The following is a 26317-nucleotide window of genomic DNA, read 5'->3' as shown; positions in this document are numbered from 1 at the left end:
CACATTTCGCGGGAAGGCTCTTCGTTTCCTCTTTGTCCGGATCGAGATTGTGCATGATCATTGTTTTTAACATAAATAAAAGGACGCTTCGGCAGCGTCCTCATGCTTAGCGGTATTCATCGGCTTCTACGCGTTTATACTCGGAAGGCCATACGCCCGTTTCTTTCTTGAACAGCTTGCTGAAGTATAAGGGATCTTGGTAGCCGATCAGCGCCGCGATATCTTTCATCAATAGCTTCGGCTGGGTTTCCATCAATTCCTTCGCGTGCTTCATTCTTAACGTGACCAAGTATTTCGCGGGGGACATCCCCTTATACTTCACGAACAATTTGCTCAGGTATGACGGGACGAGGCCGAACTTCTCCGATAACGTCTGATGATTGATCGGTTCCGTTAAGTTCTTGCGCAGGAACTCGTCCAACCGCTCCATCAGTTGCCCGGATTGATCGGTCTCGTCCTCGGTCCGCTCCTTCATCGCGAAGGCCATCTTATAGACGATGCTTAAATACGCATACAACTGATCGTAGCTGCCTGAGTACAGAACCGCCTGATGAATGTCCGATTCGAACGGATGGGAGAAATACGGAGACGGCGTATCCAACGATCGCAGGCAGAGGGCGGCGATCTGCTGCAGCGTTTTCTCCACCTCGTATTGCCTCGGCTTCGACGATTTCCATTGCTCGACGAGACCGCGCAGCACTTCCAAAAAAGGCTCGAACGTATTGTGCTGCAACGCCAGCAAGAGCTTCTTCTCCGTTAACGTATCCAGCTTCGGAATGTCGGTCGCCGCATCGACGGACTGCGACAACGTAAACACTTGCGAGACGCCGATCGAGATTATCTTATACAGCCTGGCCCGCAGCATTTGCGCGTTCGCATGAACGTCTCCGATCGTCAATTCCGATGAAATTCCGATCGTGATGGAAGTGCCGATATCCGTTGCCCATCGGATCAGCAACGCTTCGGCGCACGCCTTCAACCGATGCGATAGCGGCTCCGCGACGTAACGATAGATTACGACTTTCTCGGAATCGCTCTTGCCGTCCAATATCCAGAAGTTGCGTTCATCATCCAGCGATTCCCCGCAAATGCCGAGAAGGTCGAATCGGGACCATTGTTCCGTGACGGGATTGTAATCTTCCAACGAGTAGCTGGGGAAGGAACCCGCGCACAGGAGCATGACTCCGTACAATCCCTCTTCGAGAAGACGGGGAGGCGGGGCTCTCCTGGCACCGCCCTCGTTGGTCAGAATCTCCTCCATATACCGATTCATCTCCGCTTGATTCCGGCTGTCGATCTGATCGGCGATGTTCGAGAGTACCTTCTGCAGTTCGGATAGCGAGAGCGGTTTCAACAAGTAGTCGAACACGTTCATGTTCATCGCTTTCTTGGCGTATTCGAACTCTTGATAGCCGCTGACGATCACGGGAACGATCGTCGGGTACGCTTCCTTAAGATGGGCAATCAATCCGATCCCGTCCATGACGGGCATGCGAATATCCGTGAATACGACGTCGATATCGACCGTACGCAGCAACGAGACCGCCTCTTCGCCGTTGTACGCGGTAGCGACGACCCGGAACAGCGGGTTCGTCATCTCTATGCCCATCTTAATGCTATTCAGAATCGGCATTTCGTCTTCCGCCACCAATACCCGGATCATGCCTCAGTCCTCCTATCGTGATGATCGATCCGTGCGGTTCGTTGGCCTCTACCCGGAATATCATGTCGCGATCGTACAGCAGCTTCAGCCGCACGACCGTGTGATGCAAGCCGAGTCCCCCGAGTTGCAGCTCAGACATGCCGGCGGACATATTCCCGGAGAACTGCTCCGTCTTGCGAATCAACCCCTCGAGCATCTCCCGATCGAACCCGCTTCCGTTATCCTTCACTTGCATGAACCAATGGCCGGCATCCAGCCCGATAACGACGTCGACGTGCCACGGCGGCGGCAGCGTGACGAACGCATGCTGGAAGCAATTCTCGATTAACGGCTGCAGCATCAGCTTGGGAATCGGGATAGAGTGCGCCTCGTCTTGGACGTCGAGCGCATACGTGAAGTGATCCTGGTACCGTTCCTTCATGAGCTCCAAGTAATGCCGGGCGTAGGTGAGCTCCTCTTGAATCGTGACCTCCCGGTCTTGATAGGTCGTAATGTAACGCAGCATGTTGGACAGCTTGTGGCACATCTCCATAATTCTCATGACGCCCGCCTCCATGCCGGCGGCACTGATGACGGATAGGACGTTATAGAGAAAATGGGGATTCATCTGCGATTGCAGCGCCCGGAACTGCGCGTTCAATTCGTGCGAACGGGACTCCACGACTTGATCCATCGAATGCTTCAGCCGATCGAACATCTTATCGAAGGCCCGGTTCAACTGAACGATCTCGTTGCTGTTATGGTCGTTCGCGACGTCCACGGACAAGTTATGCAGGCTTACTTTCTTAATGGAGGCGGTCAATTGCTTAAGCGGCCTTATCATCTGGCGGGTGATGAGGTAGATGACCGATAACGTAATCGCCATCAGCGAGATTCCGGTTAAGACGAGCGTCTTGCGCAGAACCTGTATGCCCGGCAGCGACGAGCCCGACTTATCCAGCAGCATGACGGTCCATCCGGAATATTCGGATCGCGATGCCGCCATGATCTCGTTCTTCATCGCGGACTTGCGGTCGATCGCGCCGTTGACCGTGTACTCGGCTTGCTGCCGGTCGCCCGTGCCGTAGATGATGTTGCGTTTCTCGTCGTACACGTAGACCCTCACCTGCGGGAAGGTAGAGAATTGGACGATGCTCTCGAGCTTCGAATACGGTTGTTGAATTTCCAGCATGCCGTAGGACTCGTACACGTCCCTGATCTCGCGATAGATCGAGATGATCTCCGTGTCGGTCTGATCCGACCAATAGTCGTAATGAGGCGGGGCGATGATCCGATTGCCTTGATAGCTTAATAGGGTTTGATAATCGTTCATGAAATCCGAAGTAAACATTCTGGCGGCGATGACGGATTCGTCGACTAACGAGGTTCCGTAATTCAGATAGTCGCCCTTTGCGTTAAATAGGCTGAACCGCATGGCGGTCAGATTGGGACCGTTGATCGAAGCGAGCATGTCCATCACGTTGTGTTGGTCTTCCAGATGTTGATCGAAGTAATTGCCGGTCACGGAATCGTCCGATTGGCGAGCATGGATGAACGCGCTCTGAATGACCTTGTTCGTAACGGTTTGCAAGGCAAGATGGTCCAGCTCGCTTAAGAAGCCGTCCAGTTGCTCTGAGGTCTTCACCGCAAGCTGGTTGAGGTTATCCCGGGCGTTGCGCTCGATGCTTCTTGCCATATAGGAATAGAAGAAGCCGAAGGCGACGGCGATGATCGCGATCACGACAATCGAATAGTTGATGAACAATTTCGTCTGCAATCGCAACGACCTCAATAATAGCCCTCCTACTAGCCTTTGACCGCGCCCGAAGTCATTCCGGATACGATATACTTCTGCCCGAGCAGATACACGATAACGATAGGCACGATCGTAATGACCAAGTCCGCGAATACCAAATTCCAATCGCCGGCATATTGTCCGTAGAAATTATACACGGTAAGCGGCAGCGTCCACTTGGCCGCGGTATTGAAGAAGTAGAGCGGAATCATGAACTCGTTCCAGATCGCCATCGTCGTAATGATAATATTCGTAACGAGCACGGGCTGCAAAAGCGGCAGAATGATGGCGAAGAACATGCGGTAAGGGCCGCAGCCGTCCACGATCGCGGCTTCGTCCAGCTCCCTCGGAACGGATCGGATGAACCCGGTGAAGATGAACACGCTGTACGACACGTTAATGCCGATATAGATAAAAATAACACTCGCGTAAGTCCCCGACAATTGCATCATTTGCATCAGGCTGATCGTAGGCACGACCGAGAACGGAGCAATCATCCCGAGCAATACGACGATGAAGAGAATATTCGTATATCGGCTCGTTCGCCGGGCGATCGTGAACGAACACATGGCCGCGAATACAACCGTCAGGCAAACCCCGAAGAAAGCGATAATCAGGCTGTTCTTGAACGCTCTGCCCATGCCTCCGCTATGAAACACCGTCGCGTAATTATCGAAATGCCATTCGCTCGGCAGACTCAGATTAAAATGCGACGCTTCCAGAGGGCTCTTCAAGGAGCCTAGCACCATAATGGCGATCGGAATCAAGATTACGAGGCTCGCAAGCAACAGAATGATTTCCAAGCTATAGCGTTGGATTCGTCCCGGTCCCATTAATAGTCGACCTCTTTTCGCTTCAGATACGACACTACGATCAGCGTAATCGCCGCAATGATCAGGAACAGAATCATTCCCATCGCGCTCGACCTGCCGTACAAGCCGTTGGAGAACGCCCGATAGACCTGCGTATTCAATACTTCCGTGCCCGATCGTCCGTTCGTCAGCACGTAGACTTGATCGAACACTTTAAAGCCGCCGATCAGATTCAAGGTGACGTTGATCGTGATGGCCGGCATCAACAAAGGAAACGTAATATGGCGAAATTGTTGAAGGCGCGAGGCTCCGTCGATGTTCGAGGCTTCGTAGTATTCCTTGGATATGGCTTGCAAGCCCGCCAGGAAGATCATCATGCAGAACCCGCTCCACTTCCAAACCTCCATGCTCATGACGATGGAGAACGCCGTTCTCGTATCGCCCAGCCAATTGATCGCGAGATCGTCGAAGCCGAGGAATCGCAGCAAGTGATTGAATAAGCCGTCCATGCTGAATATCGCGGAGAACAGCAAGCCGATCGCGGTAACGCTAACGACCGCCGGAATATAATAGACCGCTCTCAGGAAGTTACGCGTGACCAACCGCTGATTCAATCCGAGAGCAAGCAATAGCCCCAGTAAGATCTTCAAGAACGTCGTGACGGCCGCGAATACGAAGGTGTTGTTCAAAGCCGCGTTAAAGTCGGCATCGTCGAACAAATACTTGAAGTTATCGAAGCCGATGAACTTGATCGCTCCCCAATTCGCGAGATTCTCCGAGCCCCAATTCGTGAACGCGAAGCCTAAGCCGACAAGGCTCGGGAAGATGAAGAACAAACCGTAGAACAAAACCGTGGGGTATGTGAACGAGTTCGGATAATAACGCTTTATGCTTCCCACAACGACCACTCCTAGCTGATTCCGATTTATTGGCAAAGGCCTTGTCGGATGAACAAGGCCTTTGCCTGACAACCTATTGCGCGCTTCTTAGAAACCCGGCTGCTCTTTTTGCTTCATGTAATCCGCGTATTTCTTGTCCCAAGCGCCGACGACTTCGTCGGGCGTTTTCCCTCCCGATACGGTCATGTCCACGTACAATTGCCACAGATCCGGGAAGATCGGGGACACGAATGCCATCGGATCGTTCACTTGCGCGATATATTTGTTCGTCGTTATATAATTATCGACCAACGCTTTCACCGCAGGGTGAACGTCTCCGCCGTCGACGTCCTTGAAACCCGGCGATCCTGGATTTTCCGCGTAATACATGTTCATGTAAGCCGGCTGCGAGATGAGGTTCAACACTCTCTTGGCCGCTTCGATCTTCTTGGAATCTTTCGGAATGAAGAAACCTTGCACGAACGCGCCCGTACCCATGATTTGCTTATCCCCGAACGGAACGACGAACGCGCCGAGATTATTCGGGTCCATGTTGTTCTTGTTCAACAGGTCGCCGACCGTCCATTCCCCGTTATAGACCATCGCGGCTTTGCCGGTCGCCAACGCGTCCTTGGCGTTGTCGAAGGTAGCCGTCATATGATCCTTGTTCACGTAGCCCTTCTCGTACAATTCAACGAAGCTCGTCAATATCGTCTTGAATTCGGGAATGTCCGCCCACTTCATCTGGTTGGTCAACAGCTTGTCCCATGTTGCCTGCGCTTTGTCGCCCAACAACACGGGCAGACCGATCGTCATGAAGATTTGCGTCGTCCACGAGTCTTTGTTCGACATATAGATCGGCGTAATGCCGTTGCCGTTGGTCTTGATCGTCTCCAATACGTTCAAGAACTCGGCGTACGTCTTCGGCTCCGTCAACCCCAGATTCTTGAACACCGTTTTATTGTAATATGCGGCGGAATAGAAACTGGAAGACTCTACGGGCATGGCATAAATGTTGCCGTCCGCGGCTTTCAGCAGATTCGGATTCGCCAGGCGCGTGATCCACGGCTCGTTGCTAAGATCGACCATGTTCTTCGGAGCATCGATCGTGATGTATTCCGACGGCGCGTTGTTCATGAGAATGTCCGGCACTTCTTTGGTGGCGATCTTCGTCTTGACCAAGTTGTAATATTGATCGTCCGGTACGATTTGAATATCCAGGGTGATGTTCTCTTCGGTTTTCAATTTATCCGCGATTTTCTTGTAAGCCTCTCTGTACTTCGCCTGAGAGGTCAATAGGGATACCGTGACCGCTTCCTTCTCCGCGGCGGACGTCTCGCTTGCCGTCTCCGTTGCGGACGCGTTCTCTTTCCCGTTCGATTCGTTGGAACCGCACGCCGCCGTAATCGCCATCATCATGGCTAGCAATAGCACGAGAACGGTTTGTTTCTTCATTAGGCGTTTCATCTGTGTTTCTGCCTCCCTATTCTTGTTCCGAATGTAGTTGCAACGTCAGTATATTCCGATATTTCGTTCCGTTAAATAGATAGAATGGAACAGTTAGGATGGAACTTTTTAAACTCATGAACGACGGGCCGCCGATTTCAATATGTTCCATTTCGACTGTTACATAATTGACATTGATCAATCGCGCCGGCTTCTCTATGATTTGTAACGAAGCTCTTTGAAAGGGCTTTCATAAACCATGGCAACATTATATATCAAGAGAGGTGCAAATGATGAATCAGGTTAATCGAATCATGCTGTCGTTATTCGCGTTGTGTACGTTGCTGGTCGTCGGATGGGCGTCCATCCCCCCTAACGTCACGTACGCGGCCACGACGGTGACGGCGATGCCGGACATGCCGGGGCTCGGCATCAGCTCGGACTTCGCCGTCAAGGTTAGACCGGTGGGCGGAAGCGCTTGGACGACCGTCAAAGTATTCTCCTATACGAACGACTACGTCAACCATATGGCGCGGGTAACCGCCGACGGTCCCGTGGAAGTTCAAGTGACGGACCTCGTCGGCAATATCAATTCCTATCAGTTCGAGCCGAAACGCTACAACATCACGCCTGCCGTAAGCGGCAATACGCTGACGTTCACGGCCAGCCCCCTTCAGAAATTCGCGATCGGCTGGGGAACGAACGTACACAGTTGGCTTACCTTCGTCGTCGAACCCGTCGAGACGAACGCTCCGGGTCCGAACGACGCCAACGTGGTCAATATCGCGGACTTCGTTACGGATAATACGGGCGGTACCGACGTTTATGCCGGAATAGACAAGGCGATCAACTACTTGCTGGAGACGCCCGGCAAGTCGATTATTTATTTCCCGGACGGGATTTACCGAACGCATTCGATCGAATTGAATCTCGTAGACAACGTGGCGTTCTACTTCAGCGCCGGCACCCGAATCGTATGGGACGAGAACAGTTGGGGCTCCAATATGTTCAGGGTCAGCGGCAGCAATAACGTCAAGTTCTACGGCAGAGGCATGCTGGACGGCACGTATCGCATTCATGGAGGGCGAGGCGCGTCGGGCATCGGCTGGTGGGACGGCATCAACATGACCCATCTATCCGGGAGAATCTCGAACGGGCTGACCGTTGACGGGCTATGGTTCATCGATACGCCCAACTCCCCGATGCGCACCGAAGGCGGGAATAACGCGACATTCTACAATACGAAATACGTGAACTACGGCGGCATCATGAACGACAATATCGTCGTCTACGGCGGGAACAATATTACGTTCGACGAGAGCATCGGCCTTGCGTCCGACGATTCCTGGTCCGCCCATACGGGGGCTTGGGGAGGCTTCACGAGCACCTATAACGTCAGCTTCACGAACAGCACGTACATCTCCAGAGGCGACGGCGGTCACGGGGGCATTGCTTACGGATGCAACGAGGCGAACTACGAAGGCGGGGACGTCTGGGGGATCACGTACCGGAACCTGTCCATTCCCCAATTCGGACAGACGCTCGATTCGTTCAACGCCCCCTTGAACGGGAAGTACGGCAACTTCCTGTTCGACAACGTCCAATTCACGGGATCGTCGGCCATGACGCACACGGCGTTCGACCATTTCGCGAACTTGAGCGGCACGATCATCCTCAACAACATGTCGTTCAAGGATACCGGCGGAGAGATCGCCGGCAATCCGTCGAACAAGATTACGGATCTGTACATCAACAACCTGAAGATGAACGGCAACGCGATCAACTCGGCGGCGCAAGGCGGATTCGCGATTACGAACGCGAACAACGTGCATTGGAACGCCGGCACCTATCCGACGTTCACGCATCCGGCGCCCGTCCCCGCTCCGGCGGCGATACCGGTGTACGGCTTGCCGATCTCCGACAACTTCAACGACGGTACGCTCATGAATTGGTCGGATCTATCCGGCTCGCACTTCAACACGAACAATATCTCGAACGCGAACGACCCGAGTACTTCCGACAAGAGCGTCAGCCTGAACGATCTCGAGTGGAGCGGCGTCGCCGGCATGATCAAGCGCTTCTCGCCGCAAAGTCAAGATAAGATCGTCACCGTGGAAATGGACTTGAAGCCTTCGGCCAACAATAAAATCTCGAACGTCTACATTAACGATCGCGTAGGCGCGATCGTCGCCGGCGTGAGGTTCTACAACAACGGGAAAATCCGATACTTCGGCACCAAAGGCTCGAACTTCGATCCGGGCATCGATATTACGACGTACAACGCCAACGCTTGGTATCACCTGAAATGGGTACTGAACGTGGGGCTGGGCAAGTACGATCTGTATATCGGGACGGGACGAGGCGTCGTGCCGAGCACGCCGACGCTGAGCGGCATCTCGTTCAAGAACGAAGTGCCGAATATCGCGAGCGTTCGCATGGACACCGAGAGCACTTGGCTCGTATACGATCAGCAGTTGACTTCCTTCAACGTGGACAACGTCGCGATCAGCTCCTCGAGTAATGCAATGACAGTAGTGAACGATAATGATTCCGGCATCACTTACAGCGGCGCTTGGGGGTATGCGCCGAACCGGATTTACGGCGACTATCAGAACGACGTGCATCATACGTCCGCGAACAACGATTTCGTGCAATACGCGTTCACCGGAACCGGCATCAGCTACATCACGGAGAAGAACAGCGATCAAGGCAACGTCGACGTCTACATCGACGGCGTCTTCCAGACGACGCTGAACTTGACCGCTTCGAGCAGGGCCGTCCAGCAGAACGTATATACGAAGACCGGACTGCCTTACGGCTCGCATACGATCAAGCTCGTGAAGACATCCGGAACGTACATGTTGGTAGACGCGTTCAAGGTGACGACCGGCGCGACGCCGACGACGGTTAACGACAACGCGAGCGGAATCGCCTACACGGGCGCGTGGGCGGTATCCGGCGCCAGAGGCTTCGGCGACTATTACGACGATCTTCACTACACGACGTCGAACAACGATTACGCGCAGTATACGTTCACGGGAACCGGGGTCGGCTATATCGCCGAGAAGAACAGCGACCAAGGCAACGTGGACGTTTACATCGACGGCGTCTTCCAGACGACGGTGAACGCCTACGCGGCAAGCCGGTCGGTACAGCAGACGCTCTATACGAAGACCGGATTAACGAGCGGCTCGCATACGATCAGGCTCGTGAAGACGTCCGGAACGTATATGGTGGTGGATGCGTTCAGCGTCATTCCTTAAACGGCGGTTATAAATTGAATAGACAGAAAACCCGAGAGATCGGCCGCCGATTAGCGAGCGCGTTCTCTCGGTTTTTTTGCAGTTCATATTACGGATTAGAACTCGAACGAGCTTCTTCCCGACGGAAGCGCGATCTCCGTTCCCTCTCCCCACGGCTTAGGAACGACGAGGCATCCGGCCGTATTCGCGGGAATCGTCGCTTCCAGCCGCAGGCCGCCGCCCTCGAGCCGCTCCCAACGGACGGAGATCGTTCCTCTGACGGTCTCGATCGACGAGCGGACGTAAGCGAGTCCCTCCGGAATCGTCGGCCGGATCCGAATCGTCTTGAAGCCCGGAGACGCCGGCGCGATGCCGGCCAAGTATTGCAGGAACAGCCGCGCCGGATAGGCGTTCCACGCATGGCTATGGGATTCGATATCGTCGAAGCCTTCCCACGTCGTCCGCGAGCCCTTATCGATCATGTGTCCCCAGCCGGGGAATTCCGTGCGGTTCAAGAGCCGGAAGGCTGTCTCCCCTCTGCCGTTCTCGAACAGCACGCGGAACAAGTTCAGCGCGAGCAGCGTCCGGCAGCCCAAGCCTCCCTCCTCGATCCGTTGCAGCAGCGCTTCGCGTTCGCCATCGTCCAGCGCCCCGTATTGGAATCCGACGACGTTCGTGCCTTGATGGCTCTCGGCGGAGCCATAGCTGTCCGCGAAGCAGCCGCGTTCCGCATCGTAGAGATGGCGACGAACCGCGGCTCTCAGATCGGCGCTAGCTTCCGCGTACCGAACGTGCTCCGCTTCTTTGCCGATCAGCGCCGCGATCCGCGACAGAAGATCGAGCGCATGGGCGAGCTTCAGATTGTGCACGGTCAAATACGGTCCGGAGTGGTCGATGTCGGGATACGGCCAATCGCTGATGTGCCAGCCTTCGTCGTCCGACGCGTATTTCGGGACGAGGCCGGTCTCATCGATCCTGCCCAGATAGTACCGCGCCATGGTTTCCGCCGCATTGAAGTATTCACTTAGAGCTAGCCTGTCATCGAAAATCTCGTACATTTTCCATAGCAACGTGACGAAGTGAAGGTCCCATTCCGGAATGCGCAATCCGAACGACTCCGTATTGGTCGGGAATACGAAAGGAAAGCGGCCGTCCTCCTCCTGAGCATCGGAGAAATCCGCCAACACCTTGAGCAGCATGCGATGGGAGTCGAAGCCGTAGCCCAGCGTCTCGGCCTGCATGTCGGAATCGGCCAAGTACTGGGCCTGTTCCCGGTGCGGGCAATCGGTCAATTGACCGAGCGCGTTGTTCTTCTGCGTCTGAATGCAAGCTTCGTAAATGCGGTTCAATAGAGGTTCCGAGCACTCGAAGGACGCGCCGTAATCGAGCGCCGTATGCGCGGAGACGACTATCGCCTGCTCGGGTTCCAGCCATACCGGGCATCCCGTCACCTCTACGTAGCGGAAAGCCTTGTACGAGAAATCCGGCTCCCATCGCTCGATCGGCGACCCCTTGGACGTATACTCGTCGTAATACGTCTCCGAATCCTCGTTGGCGACGTTATGCTTCACTTCTCCGTTCTCCAGCAAATCTTCCGAATACCGCATGCGGACGACGGCGTCCTTCACTCCGCGCAACTCGAGCTTGGCCCAGCCGGAGACGATCTTCCCCGCATCGAACACTTGCCAACCGACTCGCTGTACGCCGCAGGGAACCGGAACGATCTCCTCCTCGGCATATCCTTCCGGGATCGTCTGCGGCCGCAACCGCCATTCGAGCGCTTGGACCGGCGACAGTACGGCCGAGCTCCAGCTCGAATCGTCGAAGCCCGTTTCCCGCCAACCGTCCGGCTCCAGGCGCGAATCGTACGCTTCGATCGCCGAGACGCGGCGATTCTGCTGATAGGCGGCGCCGTTCTCGTAGGGCGTCCGGCTCAGCGCCTTCCACGATTCGTCCGTGACGAGACGGCCGGTTTCTCCGTCCGCGGTGCGCCATTCGGCTTGCAGGATCAATCCGGGTTGCCCGTCGACGTAGTTCTGGCCCCCGCCGCCGATATAATGGACCGCGGCCGCGATGCAATTCTCCCCGGCTCCGAGCAATCCGGTAACTTCGTACCCCAGATACAGCTTCGATTTGGCAGGCTCGCTAGGCGCGGGAGAGAGCAATCCTCCCACTCTCGTTCCGTTAACGAACAGTTGATAGTGATGATGCGCGGACACGTAGATTTTCGCTAACGCGGGCGCTTCGGACAGCTCGAATGCCTTGCGAAAGTATGCGAAGTCGTTCGCTATGACTCCGTCCTGCTTCCAGATCCAAGCCGCCTTCCAGTCCTCTTGGGATAAACCGGTATCAAAAAAAGCCGACTGCGCCAAGCTCGGCTCCTTCCACTCCGAATCCCCGATCTCCAACGTCCAAGAATACCGCGTGCCCGCAGACAACGGTTTGCCGGGATAAGCGATTTGCAGCGTATCGTCCGACCGAACGACGCCGCTGTCCCACATGACCTCGTCTTCGCGCCGTACGACGATGCGGTATGCCCCTTGGGACGCGCCGATCTGCCCGCTTCGCAGCTTCCACGAGAAATCGGGGTCTCCCTCGATCGCTAACGGATCGACCCTGCAGTTAACCTTCAGTTCGCAAGCTTCCAACGCTTCCCTATGGCTCACCGGCGTTCCGCTCCTTATAGTTCTTCTTCTCCAAGAATAGCATAGATCTTCGATTATTGGACTTGACGGTTAATCGGAAACCGTCACTCGGGCAAAGGCAAACGAACAGGCTGCCGACGGATCGGCAGCCTGTTGCTGTTAAAGCATTCGAATAATATGCGGTTACAGCGTCAATTCGCCTCGACGATCTGCCACTGCTGGTTATAGCCGCCGTTGTCCGTCCAAGCGATGGCGTTGGCGCCGTTATCGAGCGAGCCGCCGGAGATGTCGATCAGATCGGCCGTCGCCCGGTTCTTCAGCTTATAGAATCCGCCGCCCGCGTCGACCAGTTGCCAATGTTGATTCGTCCAACCGCCGTCGGTCCATTGCTCGATGATCGTGCCGTCGGTCGCGCTGCCGTTCGTCAAGCCCAGCAGCAGCCCGCTGCCTACGTTCTTGATCTTGTAATAGCCGCTGCCCGCGTCGACGAACTGCCAACGCTGGCTCGATGCGTTGTTGTCGTCCCACTGCTCCGCATCCGCGCCCGTTGCGGTCGAACCGCTCCGGATGTTCAGCACGTTCCCGCTCTTGCGGTTGACGAGCTCGTACGTGGCGCTCGTGTTCACCGAGAAGGCAACGCCCGCCAAGCTGCCTGTCGCCGTATCGACGTTCAGCTTCGGCGACCAGCTCATCGACAGCGTCGTCGCGGACGGGAACGCGAGCGGAAGCCAGACGTACTTGGACTCGTTGACCGGGGCCGACCATGCGCCCGCCCATCGGTCGCCCATGTAGAGATAGGACGTCGTAGACGAACCGGCCACCGGAATGACATACGCGGATTGCGATTCGAACGTCCGCGAATCGCCGAAGTTGGACAGCGCGCTCCACGTCCCCGAGATACTGCTCGCGGTGGCGTACTTCGCCTGGTTCGGCGCCCAGCCGGTTGCGCCGGAAGTGATCAGGAAGTAAGTCGATCCCCGCTTGAACATTGCCGGCGCCTCGCGGTAGCTGCCCGGCCATAGCGTGCTGACGAGCGAATCGACGCCAAGGAAATCGGATGTCAGGCGGTAGATGTTCAGGTCGGCGTTCACGCTCGTCGCGGAGATCAGGTACGCCGTGCCGTTGTCGTTATAGACGGTCATGTCCCGCGAGTCGTATCCGAGCGGACGGAAGCTGCCGTGATATGTGTACGGCCCCTCGATGTTGGACGACGACGCGACGGCGACTCTCGCTTCGCCGTAATCGACGCCGTTCTCCTTGTGCGCCCACAGCACGTACTTGCCGGTCGAAGCGTTATAGAGCAGCTTCGGCCGTTCGATATTCGCGGTCGCCAGCTCGGCGGCCGACGTCTTGGACAGAATGTGCGCGCGGAATTCCCAGTTCTTCAGATCGGTCGAACGGTATAAGGACACGTAGTTCGTCCCGTCCCGATTCTCGCCGGCCCAGTAATAATAGCTGCCGACCTTGATCATGCCCCCGCCGTGGGCGTGCAGCGGATTGCCCGCCGTATCTTTGAACGGAATACCGTTAAGCAGACTAACCTGCGCCGCGTCGGCTTGCCCGGGCGGCACGTTCAACCAGAGGGACACGATCAACAAGGACGACAATACCGCGACGATAGCGCTTCTGATCGGAGACTTGCTACTGTACGCGCGAGTGTTCATTACCTTACCTCCTTGGCTGGATTGGATTGTCGGTTACGGTTTGTAACCGCTTACTCGAATCGATTCGGCTGCTCCCTCCCCTCTGCTCCCACTGTATCACGGTCGCCCCGAGCGCCCAATTGAACGATCGGGGCATGAGTGACAATTCCAGGCGATTCCAGGTGTACAATCGGGAGATTCGTATACTTATGCCGTGCGGTTAATGATCCTCTTAGCCGCCTGCCAACCGGGAAGTTCCGCTCATGGAGGTGTTCCCGGCCCCGAGCGTTCCGATACGAGTAACGAGTAGCCGAGCCAAGCTAACGCAACGCCGACAGGAAACGCCGCCATCCGTTCGACGCCGTGCGGAAACATCGAGAGCAGGGGAGCGGCTACGGCCCCGACCGCCAACAGTCCTCCGGCCCGACGCGACAGCGTCCCTGCGCGGAACGTGGCGAAGCCTAGCAGCAGCGAGCCTAGCAAATACAAGATCCCCGTGGCCGGCCATAATACCGTAAGCGCCCGGAGATCGACTTCGTTCTCGGTCCCGACCACAAGGCCCAAGTACGCTTCGACGAACTTCGGCGACTCCGTCGCCAACACGGGCAAGATGAAAGCTTCCACGAATACGAATGCCAGCGTGATGATCCAGAAAAGGCCGAGCAGAAGAGCGCCGGCCAGCCCAGGCCAACCGATCCTGCCTGCTTGCCGCAGGTAGATTCCCGCGACACCGACCGCTCCGAAGAGGCACATGACGATCGTCAAGACATGGACGATCGCCCATCTGGCGGTCGTGACCGACGATACGAGCTCGGCGGGATGAATCAGCTGCAAGAAGATGAACAGCCCTCCCGCGGCGATCGCGCATATTCCCCCCCAGCGGTTGACATTCGGAACGTTCGTTACTTGTCTCTCGTTATGCATTGTCGTTGTCTCCTTTGTCATTCGAATTAGACGCAACCGGATTAACCGATAGCAACGGCAACGCTAGATCCCGAACTTGCCGCAGTAACCCGTGCAAGGCGGCTTGATCGGCGACCGGGCCGCTGAGAACGGTCGTTCCGTCGTTCTCGTAGCTGAACCGCATGCCTTCGAATCTGTCCTGCCACCGGACATCCAGTCGTCCTCTCAATCGAATCTCGTATCGTTGAGAATCGCGAGACCCCTGCTTTGACCGCTCGAACTCTTCGCTCATCGCGCACCTCGTTCCCTTCGGTTGCTAGTTCGATGATAGACGACCATGCAGCGATCGGGCATCATCACATGTGATGATCGAGGCATGAAAATAACGAAATAACCCCGGACCGCGGTCCGGGGTTAGGTAACGACGCTTAAGGTCAGAACAATCCGAGTTCTTCGGAACGCCGGACCGCGGCACGGCGATTGTTCACCGCAAGCTTGTCATATATGTGCTGGGTATGGGTTCGCACCGTATTCAAGGATACCATGAGCTCTCGGGCGATGTCCGGCCCGCTCCGATCCGTTCGAAGCAGCCGCAGTACTTCGCGCTCGCGTTCGCTTAGCGGTTCGATAATCGGATTGCCCGCCGCGGGCTTCGCCGGCGCGGGGCCGCGGATATGGATGAAAGCCGCCTGCAACCGGCGGACGTACGGCCGAGCGATCCCCCTTGTCGCGGCTGCTTCCAGCAGGGCTGCCATAGGCAAGCCTTCATCCGCGTAGATACGGACGTAACCCTCCGGCTCGGACAGCGTCAAGGCGCGCTCCAACGGCACGAGCGCGGAGACCGCGTCGCCTTGCATCCGGCAAGCGAGCGCCTGCGCGATCAGAATGTCGAGCGCGCTGCCCGCCCTTCCTCCATCGTCCGCCGACTGCAAGAGACGTGCCAGCAGCCCCTTCGCCTCCCGCAAGAACCGTTCGTCGCGTTCGTTCTCGTAACGTGCCAGAAGCAGCCTGGCCAAGGTAATATGCTCGAATTCGCGCAGATATCCGAGCTCGTCGCGGGCGGACAACCCTTGAGACCGCGCCCATTCGATGGCCTCGCCCAACCGTCCCGTAGCGATATGGATTCGCGCTCTCATGGCCGCGATCGGGCGCACGTTCGGGAACAAGTCTCCCGCGTAGCACTCCTCCGCCTCGTCGAGCAGCGCGATCGCATCGTCCGGATTGCCTTGCGCCGCTTGCAAACGCGCCATGGCGACCCGCCAGCGGTACCGGTATTGCGGGAACCCGGTATGCTCGCCTTGGCTCCGGCTTCTCGACAAGAGCTGCATGGCGGCCGGCAAGTCGTCTTGCTCCCGGCGCAGCTCGCTCATGCCCGCGTACATGTCAGCGGTTCCCCGCATGGCAGGCTCTCCCTGCTCCCTTGCGAGGCGCAGCCCCTGCTCGTAGATCTCCATCGCCTCGCGGATCCGTCCTTGCGAGATCCGAATATCTGCCAACGCGATCGAGCCGCCGATCGCGTCGGAGATGTTCCCGGCCAGCCGCAGACTGTCCATGCCGTTCGCGAACGTCCGGTACGCCGTCTCGATATCCCCGAGCGTCCAGGAAGCCAATCCCAGAAGACCCGCAGCCGCTCCTCGCGAATAACGGTCTTCCTCGGGCGCTCGCTCGAGCACCAGCCGGGCATACGGCATGGCCGCGGCCGCATCGCCGCGAGCAAGCGCAAGACCGGCGCGGTACATGGCGATCGAAGCCGGAAGCCGGCGGAATTGCTCCTCGTCCGCGACCGCCATCCCGATCGAGGTGTCATTCGCGCGCTCTCGCGGCTCCGATGTCCCGAGCCATCGTTCCGCATCCCTCAGCCGGTCCTCGACCCCTTCCGGCTTGCCGGCCGTTAGCAACGCGCCGGCGAACCATACGCCGAGCACGGGACGGCGACGGATATGCCCGTCGGGGAGCGCATTCAGCCAACCGAGCATCGTCGCTTCTTGCCTAAGTCTGCTCATCTCCGGGCAAACCAGCTCGATCATGGCCGCCGCCCGTTCGTAATCTTCCGCCGCCAACGCATGCCGTATCGCGTCGGCCGCCGTTCCGTTCCGTTCGAACCATTCGCTCGCTCGCCGATGAAGCGAGGCCATCCAGCCGGGCCTATCCGCCTTCAGATGGACGGCAAGAACTTCCGCGAACAGATGATGGTAACGATACCAGCCGCGACGATTATCCAGAGGAACGACGAAAAAATTGCCCCTCTCGAGCGCCTCCAACCGCTGTTGCCCGTCCTCTCCTCCGGTGACGGCGTCGCATAGCGGACCGTTCAGTCGTTCGAGAATGGAGGTCTGCAGCAAGAAGTCGCGTTCGGGCTCGGTCAGACGCCGCAGCACCTCTTCGGCCAGATAGTCGACGACGTAACGGTCGTCTCCGGCGAATGCCCGAATGTATCCAGGGATATCCTCGCGGCTTCGGAGCGAGAGGCCCGCCAGTTGAAGCCCCGTAATCCAGCCTTCCGTTCGGGACTCCAATACGGCCGCATCTTCCGCCGTCAGACTTAGACCCATTCCCCGGTTAAAGAAGTCCTCCGTCTCGGCGGAAGTGAAGCGGAGATCGACGGTGCGAAGCTCGGTCAATAGACCTCTGCCGCGCAAGCGGCCGAGGGGTAGCCGCGGATCGTCGCGGGAGGCGACGACCAAGTGCAGATTGTTCGGAAGATGCTCGAGCAGGAAACCGAGCGCTTCGTCGATGCCGTCTGCATCGATGACATGATAGTCGTCCAGGACGAGCAATAACGATGACGGAAGAGCCGCTATCTCGTTAATCAGGAGGGTCAATATCATTTCGACGGCCGGCGGCTGCGAGGAATCCAGCATACGGACGGCTTCGCTTCCGATCGTATCGGCGATCGTCCGAAACGCGGCAGTCAGGTGCGCGAGGAATCGCGCCGCGTCGTTATCCCCTTCGTCCAGCGACAGCCAGGCGACGGGCCGCCCGCAGCCGGCGACCCATTGGCCGACCAGCGTCGTCTTGCCGAAGCCCGCGGAAGCGGAGATCAAGGTCAGCTTGCGATCCATCCGTAATCCTTCGTTCATCCGGTCGACCAAGCGCGGCCGAGGTACGGCTGCCTTGCGCGGCGAGGGGATATATAACTTCGTGCTCAAGATCGGCCTATTCATCGCGCGTCTCTCCCCCAACCGGACTTCTTCCGGCTTCCGACGACATCCGTGATTGTCGCTACGACCACGCGTACCCGATCGCCGTCAGCCAAGCTCTCGCGATGATCATATGGCCGGTCTGCGTCGGATGAACCCGGTCCGCGGCCAGCTCGAGCGAGTAATGATGCTTCAGGTACGCGTCGAACGCCGACTGGACGTCGACGAATCGCGTGCCGTACCGCTCGCTGATCCTCTTGACGGCAGCGCCGTATTGCAAGGTCATGCTGCGGAGCAGGTCGTCCTCGTTGCTCTCGATGAAGAACGGCGTCATCAAGACGATCTCTTGCGCGCCCGAAGCGATCGTCTCCGCGACGAGCGCTCCGAGCGTCTCCTCGTACTCTTCGAGCGAGACGTGCAGCTCCGTCATCCGTCTCCGGTTATAATGCCGAAGAACGTCGTTGATGCCGATCATGATCGACACCCAATCCGGCTTCAGCTCGATGACGTCGGTCTGCCAACGCGCTTTCAGCTCCCGGACCGTATTGCCGGCGATGCCCATATTGACGATGCGCAGGTCCAGCTCCGGGTAGGTCGCGCCTAGCAAGGCGTGCACTTGGGCGACGTAGCCTCTCCCGTACGGATCTTCCTTGCCTTCGCCGATCGGGCGCGCCCGATCGCAGTCCGTAATCGAATCCCCGATCATGACCAGCTTGCTGCCGTTAGATATCAACGCATCATCTCTCCCCGTTATCCATTCACTAGCAATATACCAAACGGAAGCGAGATTAGGAATCATAGCACGATAAGTCAGTATTTTGCCCGTCCGATGAATTGCGCGGATTCGGCCTCTTCCGCTATCGTAGACGTAAACCCGAGTAAGTAATCGAAGCGGAGATGATGGGATGAACGCCTACTTATTCGTGCACTTCAGAGAGAAGAAGACGCCCGACGGGGAGCAAGTGTACTTCGGGCTCAGCACCGACGGCTTCGATTGGGAAGCGGTCAACGGCGGCAAGCCGGTACTCGAATCCTCCGTCGGCGAGCGCGGCGTGCGCGACCATGCCATCGTGAGAACGAAGCACGGCAAGTTCTATATTCTATCGACCGATCTGAGCCTGGCGAACGAATTCCACGGCAAGTACCGGGGCGATTGGGGCAACATCGCGACGGACGGCAGTCCGTGCTTGGTCATGTGGGAATCGGACAATCTCGTCGATTGGTCGAGCGGGCGGCTCGTCCGGTTAGGGGACGGAGAGTTCGGATGCCTGTGGGCGCCGGACGTCGTCTACGATTCGCATCAGGACGACTACGTGCTCCATTGGTCTTCCTCCCACGCCTCGAACGGCTACGGCCCGAAATCGATCTACTACGCGAGAACCCGGGACTTCGAGACGTTCACCACGCCGACGCTGCTCTGCAGCAAAAAAGACAGCGGAATCATCGATTCCGCTATCTATGAGGAGAACGGGTGCTTCTATCGGTTCCTCAAGAGCGAGGCGAATCCGGCGGGCATCATCTTGGAGAAGGGCAGCTCGATAACCGGCGACGATTACGAGCGGATCGCCGCCTTCGACGAGGAGATGGCCAAGCTCCGGCAAGGCGTCTATGAAGCGCCCGCCGCCTTCCGGCTGAACGACGGCAGATGGTGCGTCATGCTCGACTTCTACGGCGTCGAAGGAGACGGCCAAGGCTACGTGCCGTTCGTCGCCGATACGCTGGAGAGCGGGCGATTCGTCCGTTCGGACGAGCAATTCCGGTTCCCGTACGGATTCAAGCACGGAACGGTGCTCGAGATTACGATGGAGGAATACGAGCGGATTAAGGTGCGGTTCGGGTGATCGCGTTCACGCATGTCCGCACGCGCGCGCCTACTCGAACCGAACTTGAATATCGACGATCTCGGAGCGCGTGCCGATCCGAATCGGCGGACCCCAGAAGCCGAAACCCGAAGTCACGATCGAATGCATGCTTTCTTTGCGCAGATAGCCCCAATCATTCTCGTAGATCAGATCGGTAATGAGATTGCCGGGAAAAATCTGCCCGCGATGGGTATGGCCGGACAACATCAGATCGATGCCCAGCCGCTGCGCGATATCGAGCTCATGGGGCTGATGCTCCAATAGAATCGCGGGCTTCGCCGGATCTACGCCCTCCATGAGAGCATCCAGCGGCATTCGATAGCTATCGCTCTTGTCTCTGCGCCCGATGATCGTGAATTGGCCCTGCACCTCTACCGTCTCGTCGTACAGCACCCGAATGCCGCCGCGCTCGAGCGCTTCGATAAGCTCTTGAATCGTTCCGTCGTGCTTGTCGTGGTTGCCCAGCGACGCATATACGCCGTAAGGTGCTTGGAGTCCGGATAACACCCGATCGATCTTCTGATCGAGGAACGGCCGAACGTCGTCGTCGAACAGATCGCCCGGCAGCAGGATCAGGTCCGGGCTCAGCGCGTTCATCTCCTTCACCAACCGCTTCGCGTGATCGCGGCCCGACAGCAGACCGAAGTGCGTATCCGCCGCCATCGCGATATGAAGGGTATCGAGCGAAGACGATCCCTTATCCATCCGGATCTCGTAGTCGCGAACGACGGGGCTGTACGCGTTATAAGTGCCGTAGGCCATGAAGGTTATCAGCAGAACGAGCGTGACGGCTCCCGCCCACTTCTGCGTGCCGTGCCTCGGCAGCCTCGTGAGACGCAACAGGATTACCGTGAGATGGGCAAGCGGAACGAGCATTAACAGCAAGAAGAAGCACGCCATCCAATAGGCACCGACGATATTGATATACGAGACGCCGGACATGCGGCCGACGATGAACGACGTGGCGGCCAATACGACGACGACGATATAGATAAGCTTGAACCGCCGGCTCGAGGACTCCGGCCGAAGCCACCGATACCCCCGCCAGCCGATATAGTAGACGAGCCCGCCATAGATCAGCATGGCTAGTAGCAGTACGACAACGAACATCATTTCTTTGCGATTCCCCTTTTCCCGTCTATCTCGAGGTTAAGTAACTTATCCGTTATACGTTATCGCGCGATAGCGGGTTTCTTAATCTCGTTAAAGGCGGAACGAGCACATAAAAAAGGCGGTCCCTTGGTCATCTCAGATGACCAAGGGATCGCCTCTTCAACATGCTAAGAGCCGGCATTCGCAAGCGTCGCCGCCAGCTCCGTCATGTCGGCCGCGATCGATCGAAGCTGCCGCTGCGTCGCATCGACGCCGATAATCTCGTACGAGAAGCCGGCATCGCGCAGCTCGCGCTCGATAAGACTGCGGTTCACGTCGCTCGGCAATACGCCGAAGAACTTCGTCCGGGTCGGCGACAGCCTGGCGCGCATCGCATCCGACCCGATCCGCAGCTCCGGCAAGCTTCCGTCGGCGTTCGCGGCCAGCCGCTCGATATCGCGGCGAACTTGCCCTCCGCGCTCGGTGAGGATGATCTCGCGCTCGACGTCCGCGATCGTTCGGCTGAACGGCGTGCCCGCTTCTTCGGCCGCTTCCCGCAGCTCGCGCCAGACGTCGCGCGCGTACGCCCGCAACTCCGTCCGTTCGGCCGCCGACAACGAGGAGATGCTGCCTCTGGCGACGCTGAGTTCTCTAGCCGCGCTGCTGCCGGCTTTCGCTTCGAATACGGCCATGATCTCCAGCACGCCGTCCTGTCGGATCGCCAATAGGCCGTCCGTGATCTGGCGACCCGAAGCATCGCGGACGAGATGCCCGGGGATGAACTCAAGCTGACGGGCGCCCGTCTGTATGCCGAGCGCGAACGAGCCGGCACGATCGCGCAACCAGGGCACGAGGCGCGATTCCAGCAGCTCCTCGAGCAGCTGTCCTTTCAGGTGGTCCACGTTCGGTCCTCTCTCCAGAATCCGTTGGAACGCTTGCGCGTCCAGGCTGTTCAGAACGGGATTCGACGCGCGAAGCCGGTTGAACAAGTTCAGCACCGCTTGGTCCAACGCGGATAAGGCCGGAGCCGCTTGGCTCACGACTTGCGGAAGCGCGGTCGCGACTCTCTGCGCGAGCGGTCTCGCGACGCTCCGTTGCGTCCGCAGGGCGGCTTCCGCTTCGTCGATCGTCCGCATTGCCCTCCCCGCGGCCGAGACGCGGCTTCCGGCTTGAATCGTCCGGCTCCATGCCGCAGCGTCGCGCCCGTACAAGGCGACCAATCGCGCTTCGCTATAGAGCAACCTCCCTCCCTTCACTAACCTGCCCGCCAAAGGCAGCAGCACCGTAGCGGCCAGAACTGCCCGCTCCGTATCGGTCAGCCGATAGCCGAATAGATCGACGCCCTCGTAAGCTTCGTAAGCGGCAACCAGATTGCCAACGACCGGAATCAATCCGATCGCCAGCTCGACCGCTTCGACCGAGGCCGGCCTCCGGACCGGTCCTTCGCTGATCTCCGTATCGAGCGGCAGCGTCTGCGCCATTCGCAGGAGCGCAACCATGTCTTGACGCTCGCGCAAGAAGGTCGCGAGTCCCGCCCTGGCGCTCATGCGAAGGAACGCGCGATCGATCCGGCGCGACTCGAACCATAGCATCAACTCGTCGGCGATAATCCGCATGATGCGAGGGACTTCCGGATTCTCTCGCATCAGGTAGCTCCTCCCGGTCCGATCGTCGACGACCGACCGGTGCCGCATATCCGGAGAAGCGACGAGCTGGCGTCCGAGCTCCACGTACTCCAATCTCAATCGGAGATAAGCCTCCGAAGCAGCGTCGCTCGCCTGATGGGGATACAGCTCGTCCCTTGCGGCTTGGATCGAGTCGAGGCGCCATTGCTCCGGTCCTGTCGCTCCCGCGGCGCGGCGGCGAGCCGGACCTTCGTACGCGGCGAGAGACGCCGGGCTGACCCGGATGCACTCCTCCATCAGCTGCGCGGCGCGTCTGGAGATCGCGACCGAGGACGCCGAAGCGCTCCCCGACGCGAGCCGGGTCTTCAGCTCCGTCTCCGCGGCGCGAAGCTGGTCCATGTACGGACGTAGGTTGACCGGCACGCTTCATGCTCCTCCCGCGATTAGACTTCCGTCCATTCTCCGCTCTCGTCCTGCTCCCAACGGGGCAGCTTATCGTCCGCGCGCAAGCGCACGAGGTTGGTCGGAATGCGGACCGTCCAAGGTTCGCCCTCCGGATATTCGGCTCCCGGACGGTCCAACCGCTCGGCGAGCTCGTCCGCGATCGGCAGATAGAGCGGGCCCGATATCGGCGGCAGCGGCCCGCCGTTCCAGATCTCCCCGTACGTCATGAAGTGGTCGATCGCGCCCTCGAAGCCGGGGCGAGCCGGTACCGCGATGCGGCAATATCCCGCCTTGATGAAATCGTTGAACGGCTTGTCGGTATCCTCGAAGGCGATCCGTTCGCCCCAAGCGGACTTGCGTCCCCAGAAATACGGGTACGTCACCCACGTCATATGCTCCCATTCGAACGCCTGCTCGAAGAAGCGAACGTACGGACCTTCCGCTTCGTTCTCGTACAAGTCGATCCGCGGCATTCCCTCCGCGTCGTAATCGATCGCGCCGAACAGTTCGAAGTGTTGCTCCGTCATGATGCTGATGCAATTTTTCTTCAATTCGTCTCTGATCAGTTGAAGGTTCAGTTCGGGGTTCTTCCCCTTGATCGCGATACCCGCCTGCATCTCGAGCTGCGCGAGCTTCTCTTCGTATTCCGACTGTCTCGCCTTGTAAGCCTGGGTAAGCTTGGCGTGCGTATCCAGCTTCCACTTCAGCATCGCGCGATCCGTGCGCTGGCACTTCACTTCGACGGCGACGGCCAATTGAGCCACCTTGAAGCTGTCCGCCGCGAAGGGAACGGTTCCCCTCTCGTCGTCGAGAGAGGTCGTCCACACCCAGCTCGTGTCCTTGTTAAACCGATGCGTCCGGTTGCCCAGCGCCAGATCGATGGAGTGGGATTGATCCCATATGTTGTAGACGACGGCCGCCGAGCCTTGAATCGCCTTATAGCCTTCGTCGATCTGAAGCTGGCCGGAGTGATTGTAGTTCGTGTTGCTGTCTCCGCCGCCCGCTTTGAAGTCCAGCGACTTCGTCACGTAGATGTCCGGGGGAGGCTGAACGTCCGTCGCGCCGTAGCGATGAACCCACGAATGGTAATTGGACTCCGTGATCTGATCGGGCTTCAACGCGAACGCGATCGGTTTATCGATTTCCGTCGCATGCGCATGGCTGCCGCGCATCGCTTCGATCAGGAATGCGCCGGGCTCCGGAACCATGAAGTCGAACATCGTGCGCATGCCGTAATTGAACATCTGAGCTTGATACACTTTGTTGACCCATTGGTAGACGCCCGCGGTGTTGGCGTCGCCGCCATCCAGCGTGTGGCGATTCGTCTCGACGACCTCGTTCGTTACCCGAAGCGAGGATCGCTCGAGGATGCGCTCCGTGATCTTATGCGCGCTCTTCTGCGTCACTTCTTGGGAGAACTTCGCCGCGGTCTTGATCGATTCTTCCTTCGAGCGCGATAGAGACCCTTCCGCGCTGACGGAGAACTCGACGACCGGGCCGTAGCTGCCGCTAATGCTCAGCCCCGCCTTGAGCGACGCTTCTTCCTTGATCGTCTCGCTCGTCTCGCGGCTCATCTCGAACCGGTCCGCGGTTTCCAGCTCCCGCTCCTCCGTCGTCGAGACCTCCGATTCCCGGAACGTCAGTTGCTCCGTCTCCGTGCGCCGGACATGCTCGCGCTCCTTCTTCTCGCCCTTCAGCACGTTCTCGATATGCGCGATATCGGCTCCTTCGTACCGGACCAGTTGCTGCTTCACGACCAGCAGATCCGCGACGCCGGCCGGCGCCACGCTTCCGTGAGTGCGGGGAACGCGGACGTCGGGGATCGGGAAGACGATCGGAGGCAAGTAGAAGCTGCCGCCGATCGCGATATCGCTCCACACGGACGGCAACGGCGTCTTGATGGCGACCATCGCGCCGCCCATTCGCTTGAAGCTCATCTGGACCTGACCGCCGTATAGACGGTCGAGATCCCCGCCGATTGACGTCAACTCCGCTCTCAGCCGATCCACGATCCGATCGAGCCGCGTCTCGGATAGCGACAAGCCATGCTCCCGCAGCAGCTCCGTCGTGCTCTTCGACAGCGTCTTCTCTGCTTCCGCCTTCAACCGGAACGCGATCGGATTCCTCTCCAGCAGCCTTCGGGCCGGACTCCCGCTCTGGACGAGCCCCAAGTACTTGAACGACAGCCCCGCAAGGTCGTTCTTGAGCGCGCTCTCCTCCAGCTGAAGCTGGAGCCCGTCGAACGCCGCTTTCTCCAGACGCTTCAAGGCGAGGGCTTCCTTCTCCTTCATGCCCGTATACTCGAGGTTGCGGTATTTGGCAAGCTCGTTCAGCCATACGTTGCCCGCCCTCAGTTCTTCCGGCACGAGATATCCTTCGTCTTCCGCCGCTTCGGTCTCGAGCAGATGCTCCCCGCCGAGTCCGGTCAGCTCTTCGACGGCTCTCTGCAACCGCTTGTACGATTCGAGCTTCGTCTCCGCGTCCTTGCGCCGGTTCGACTCGCTTTCCTTGCGCGCTTGCTCCAGCTCTCGCTGCCGATCCATCGCGGACAAGCTCGACCGCAGCTCGACTTCGGTCGGCAGCTGGATCGAACGGCGGCGATACCGCCGAAGCGCCGCGCCGCTTCCCGGAAAATCCCCTCCGGCAACCGCGCGCAGCAGCACTTCCCAATCTCTTAATCGATTCGCGAGCGCCTCGACCGGCCGACGATGCTCTTCGGGGAGCAGCTTGATCGAGACGATGCTGTCCCGCAGCCGCCCTATGGCTTCTAACGCCGGCTTGTCCTGGGCTACGATCTCCGCTTCTTCGCCGAACGCCTCCTTGATCGCGTTCGCGAGCATTCCGGCCGGCACGCTCTCTTCCTTCTCCAGCTCCGTCAGCTTGTCGCCCAATAGGCGAAGCTTCTCTTCAACGTCCAGCTTGTCGGGCGCGCCGACGAATTCCGCCGAAGCGACGAATCGCTTCGCCGCGGCCTTAAGCGCCGGTCGCGGTTCCGATTGGGCTTGCGCCTGGCCCAATTGCGCTTGAAGGAGGGAATTCTGCGCGAGACGGATGCTTGGGGCTTCATCGCTTTGAAGGACGGGCGCGCGAGTCAGCATAAGTCTGAATAAGGTTTCCATATTTTCTCTCCTCTGTTAATCTATTGATC

General features: G+C 58.2%; 16 protein-coding genes. 2 read left to right on the top strand and 14 right to left on the bottom strand.

What is annotated here, in order from left to right; all coding sequences use genetic code 11:
- Positions 1 to 106: 106 nt before the first annotated feature.
- The 5 genes from ACFQZG_RS05405 to ACFQZG_RS05385 form a co-directional block, all read right to left on the bottom strand.
- Entirely contained in the window at positions 107 to 1663 is a 1557-nt protein-coding gene (locus ACFQZG_RS05405) for a response regulator transcription factor (RefSeq protein ID WP_378150538.1), read from the bottom strand.
- Positions 1617 to 3434, bottom strand: coding sequence for a sensor histidine kinase (locus ACFQZG_RS05400; RefSeq protein WP_378150537.1), 1818 nt, complete (start codon positions 3432 to 3434; stop codon positions 1617 to 1619). The genes ACFQZG_RS05405 and ACFQZG_RS05400 overlap by 47 nt, the downstream gene beginning before the upstream one ends.
- Positions 3435 to 3448: 14 nt before the next feature.
- Entirely contained in the window at positions 3449 to 4270 is an 822-nt protein-coding gene (locus ACFQZG_RS05395) for a carbohydrate ABC transporter permease (RefSeq protein WP_378150536.1), read from the bottom strand.
- Positions 4270 to 5148 (bottom strand): carbohydrate ABC transporter permease, encoded by an 879-nt coding sequence (locus ACFQZG_RS05390; protein WP_378150535.1) that lies wholly within the window; start codon positions 5146 to 5148, stop codon positions 4270 to 4272. The genes ACFQZG_RS05395 and ACFQZG_RS05390 overlap by 1 nt, the downstream gene beginning before the upstream one ends.
- Positions 5149 to 5235: 87 nt before the next feature.
- Positions 5236 to 6594: an ABC transporter substrate-binding protein gene (locus ACFQZG_RS05385; protein ID WP_378150534.1), complete on the bottom strand. Its 1359-nt coding sequence runs from the start codon at positions 6592 to 6594 to the stop codon at positions 5236 to 5238.
- 272 nt (positions 6595 to 6866) lie between these two features.
- On the opposite strand from ACFQZG_RS05385, the gene ACFQZG_RS05380 reads away from it, so the two are divergent.
- Complete coding sequence (locus tag ACFQZG_RS05380; RefSeq protein ID WP_378150533.1) at positions 6867 to 9836, top strand: hypothetical protein; 2970 nt, start codon at positions 6867 to 6869, stop codon at positions 9834 to 9836.
- A 95-nt stretch (positions 9837 to 9931) separates the two neighbouring features.
- Here ACFQZG_RS05380 and ACFQZG_RS05375 read toward each other — a convergent pair whose 3' ends face one another.
- The 6 genes from ACFQZG_RS05375 to ACFQZG_RS05350 all read right to left on the bottom strand — a co-directional run bounded on the left by ACFQZG_RS05375 (position 9932) and on the right by ACFQZG_RS05350 (position 18852).
- Positions 9932 to 12481: a family 78 glycoside hydrolase catalytic domain gene (locus ACFQZG_RS05375; protein ID WP_378150532.1), complete on the bottom strand. Its 2550-nt coding sequence runs from the start codon at positions 12479 to 12481 to the stop codon at positions 9932 to 9934.
- A 170-nt stretch (positions 12482 to 12651) separates the two neighbouring features.
- A complete protein-coding gene (locus ACFQZG_RS05370) occupies positions 12652 to 14124 on the bottom strand; it encodes an RICIN domain-containing protein (protein ID WP_378150531.1) in 1473 nt (490 codons plus the stop codon).
- Between the two features lie 240 nt (positions 14125 to 14364).
- Positions 14365 to 15027, bottom strand: coding sequence for a hypothetical protein (locus tag ACFQZG_RS05365; protein ID WP_378150530.1), 663 nt, complete (start codon positions 15025 to 15027; stop codon positions 14365 to 14367).
- Entirely contained in the window at positions 15020 to 15235 is a 216-nt protein-coding gene (locus tag ACFQZG_RS05360; RefSeq protein ID WP_378150529.1) for a hypothetical protein, read from the bottom strand. The genes ACFQZG_RS05365 and ACFQZG_RS05360 overlap by 8 nt, the downstream gene beginning before the upstream one ends.
- Before the next feature lie 205 nt (positions 15236 to 15440).
- On the bottom strand, positions 15441 to 18170 hold the full coding sequence (locus tag ACFQZG_RS05355; protein ID WP_378150528.1) for a winged helix-turn-helix domain-containing protein: 2730 nt from the start codon (positions 18168 to 18170) through the stop codon (positions 15441 to 15443).
- A 58-nt stretch (positions 18171 to 18228) separates the two neighbouring features.
- On the bottom strand, positions 18229 to 18852 hold the full coding sequence (locus ACFQZG_RS05350; RefSeq protein ID WP_378151572.1) for an SGNH/GDSL hydrolase family protein: 624 nt from the start codon (positions 18850 to 18852) through the stop codon (positions 18229 to 18231).
- A 199-nt stretch (positions 18853 to 19051) separates the two neighbouring features.
- Here ACFQZG_RS05350 and ACFQZG_RS05345 point away from each other — a divergent pair, with 199 nt between their 5' ends.
- Positions 19052 to 19987: a glycoside hydrolase family 43 protein gene (locus tag ACFQZG_RS05345; protein WP_378150527.1), complete on the top strand. Its 936-nt coding sequence runs from the start codon at positions 19052 to 19054 to the stop codon at positions 19985 to 19987.
- Between the two features lie 30 nt (positions 19988 to 20017).
- Here the strand turns inward: ACFQZG_RS05345 and ACFQZG_RS05340 are convergent, their stop codons facing one another.
- From ACFQZG_RS05340 to ACFQZG_RS05330, 3 genes are all read right to left on the bottom strand, one after another.
- Positions 20018 to 21118 (bottom strand): metallophosphoesterase, encoded by a 1101-nt coding sequence (locus ACFQZG_RS05340; RefSeq protein ID WP_378151571.1) that lies wholly within the window; start codon positions 21116 to 21118, stop codon positions 20018 to 20020.
- Positions 21119 to 21288: 170 nt separating this feature from the next.
- Positions 21289 to 23148, bottom strand: a complete 1860-nt coding sequence (locus ACFQZG_RS05335; RefSeq protein ID WP_378150526.1) for a pre-toxin TG domain-containing protein — start codon at positions 23146 to 23148, stop codon at positions 21289 to 21291.
- 20 nt (positions 23149 to 23168) lie between these two features.
- Positions 23169 to 26288, bottom strand: coding sequence for a hypothetical protein (locus ACFQZG_RS05330; protein WP_378150525.1), 3120 nt, complete (start codon positions 26286 to 26288; stop codon positions 23169 to 23171).
- Between the last annotated feature and the right edge of the window lie 29 nt (positions 26289 to 26317).

This window comes from Cohnella sp. GCM10027633, from assembly GCF_042675445.1.
Classification (GTDB): Bacteria; Bacillota; Bacilli; order Paenibacillales; family Paenibacillaceae; genus Cohnella.
This window is presented reverse-complemented; position numbering and strand designations above follow the sequence as displayed.

Excerpts from the sequence above, each read along its gene's own strand:
- ACFQZG_RS05395 (WP_378150536.1), bottom strand. The coding sequence starts at position 4,270 with ATGGGACCGGGACGAATCCAACGCTATAGCTTGGAAATCATTCTGTTG.
- ACFQZG_RS05385 (WP_378150534.1), bottom strand. The coding sequence starts at position 6,594 with ATGAAACGCCTAATGAAGAAACAAACCGTTCTCGTGCTATTGCTAGCC.
- ACFQZG_RS05345 (WP_378150527.1), top strand. The coding sequence starts at position 19,052 with ATGAACGCCTACTTATTCGTGCACTTCAGAGAGAAGAAGACGCCCGAC.
- ACFQZG_RS05350 (WP_378151572.1), bottom strand. The coding sequence starts at position 18,852 with ATGATCGGGGATTCGATTACGGACTGCGATCGGGCGCGCCCGATCGGC.
- ACFQZG_RS05370 (WP_378150531.1), bottom strand. The coding sequence starts at position 14,124 with ATGAACACTCGCGCGTACAGTAGCAAGTCTCCGATCAGAAGCGCTATC.
- ACFQZG_RS05355 (WP_378150528.1), bottom strand. The coding sequence starts at position 18,170 with ATGAATAGGCCGATCTTGAGCACGAAGTTATATATCCCCTCGCCGCGC.
- ACFQZG_RS05380 (WP_378150533.1), top strand. The coding sequence starts at position 6,867 with ATGAATCAGGTTAATCGAATCATGCTGTCGTTATTCGCGTTGTGTACG.
- ACFQZG_RS05330 (WP_378150525.1), bottom strand. The coding sequence starts at position 26,288 with ATGGAAACCTTATTCAGACTTATGCTGACTCGCGCGCCCGTCCTTCAA.
- ACFQZG_RS05340 (WP_378151571.1), bottom strand. The coding sequence starts at position 21,118 with ATGTTCGTTGTCGTACTGCTACTAGCCATGCTGATCTATGGCGGGCTC.
- ACFQZG_RS05365 (WP_378150530.1), bottom strand. The coding sequence starts at position 15,027 with ATGCATAACGAGAGACAAGTAACGAACGTTCCGAATGTCAACCGCTGG.
- ACFQZG_RS05405 (WP_378150538.1), bottom strand. The coding sequence starts at position 1,663 with ATGATCCGGGTATTGGTGGCGGAAGACGAAATGCCGATTCTGAATAGC.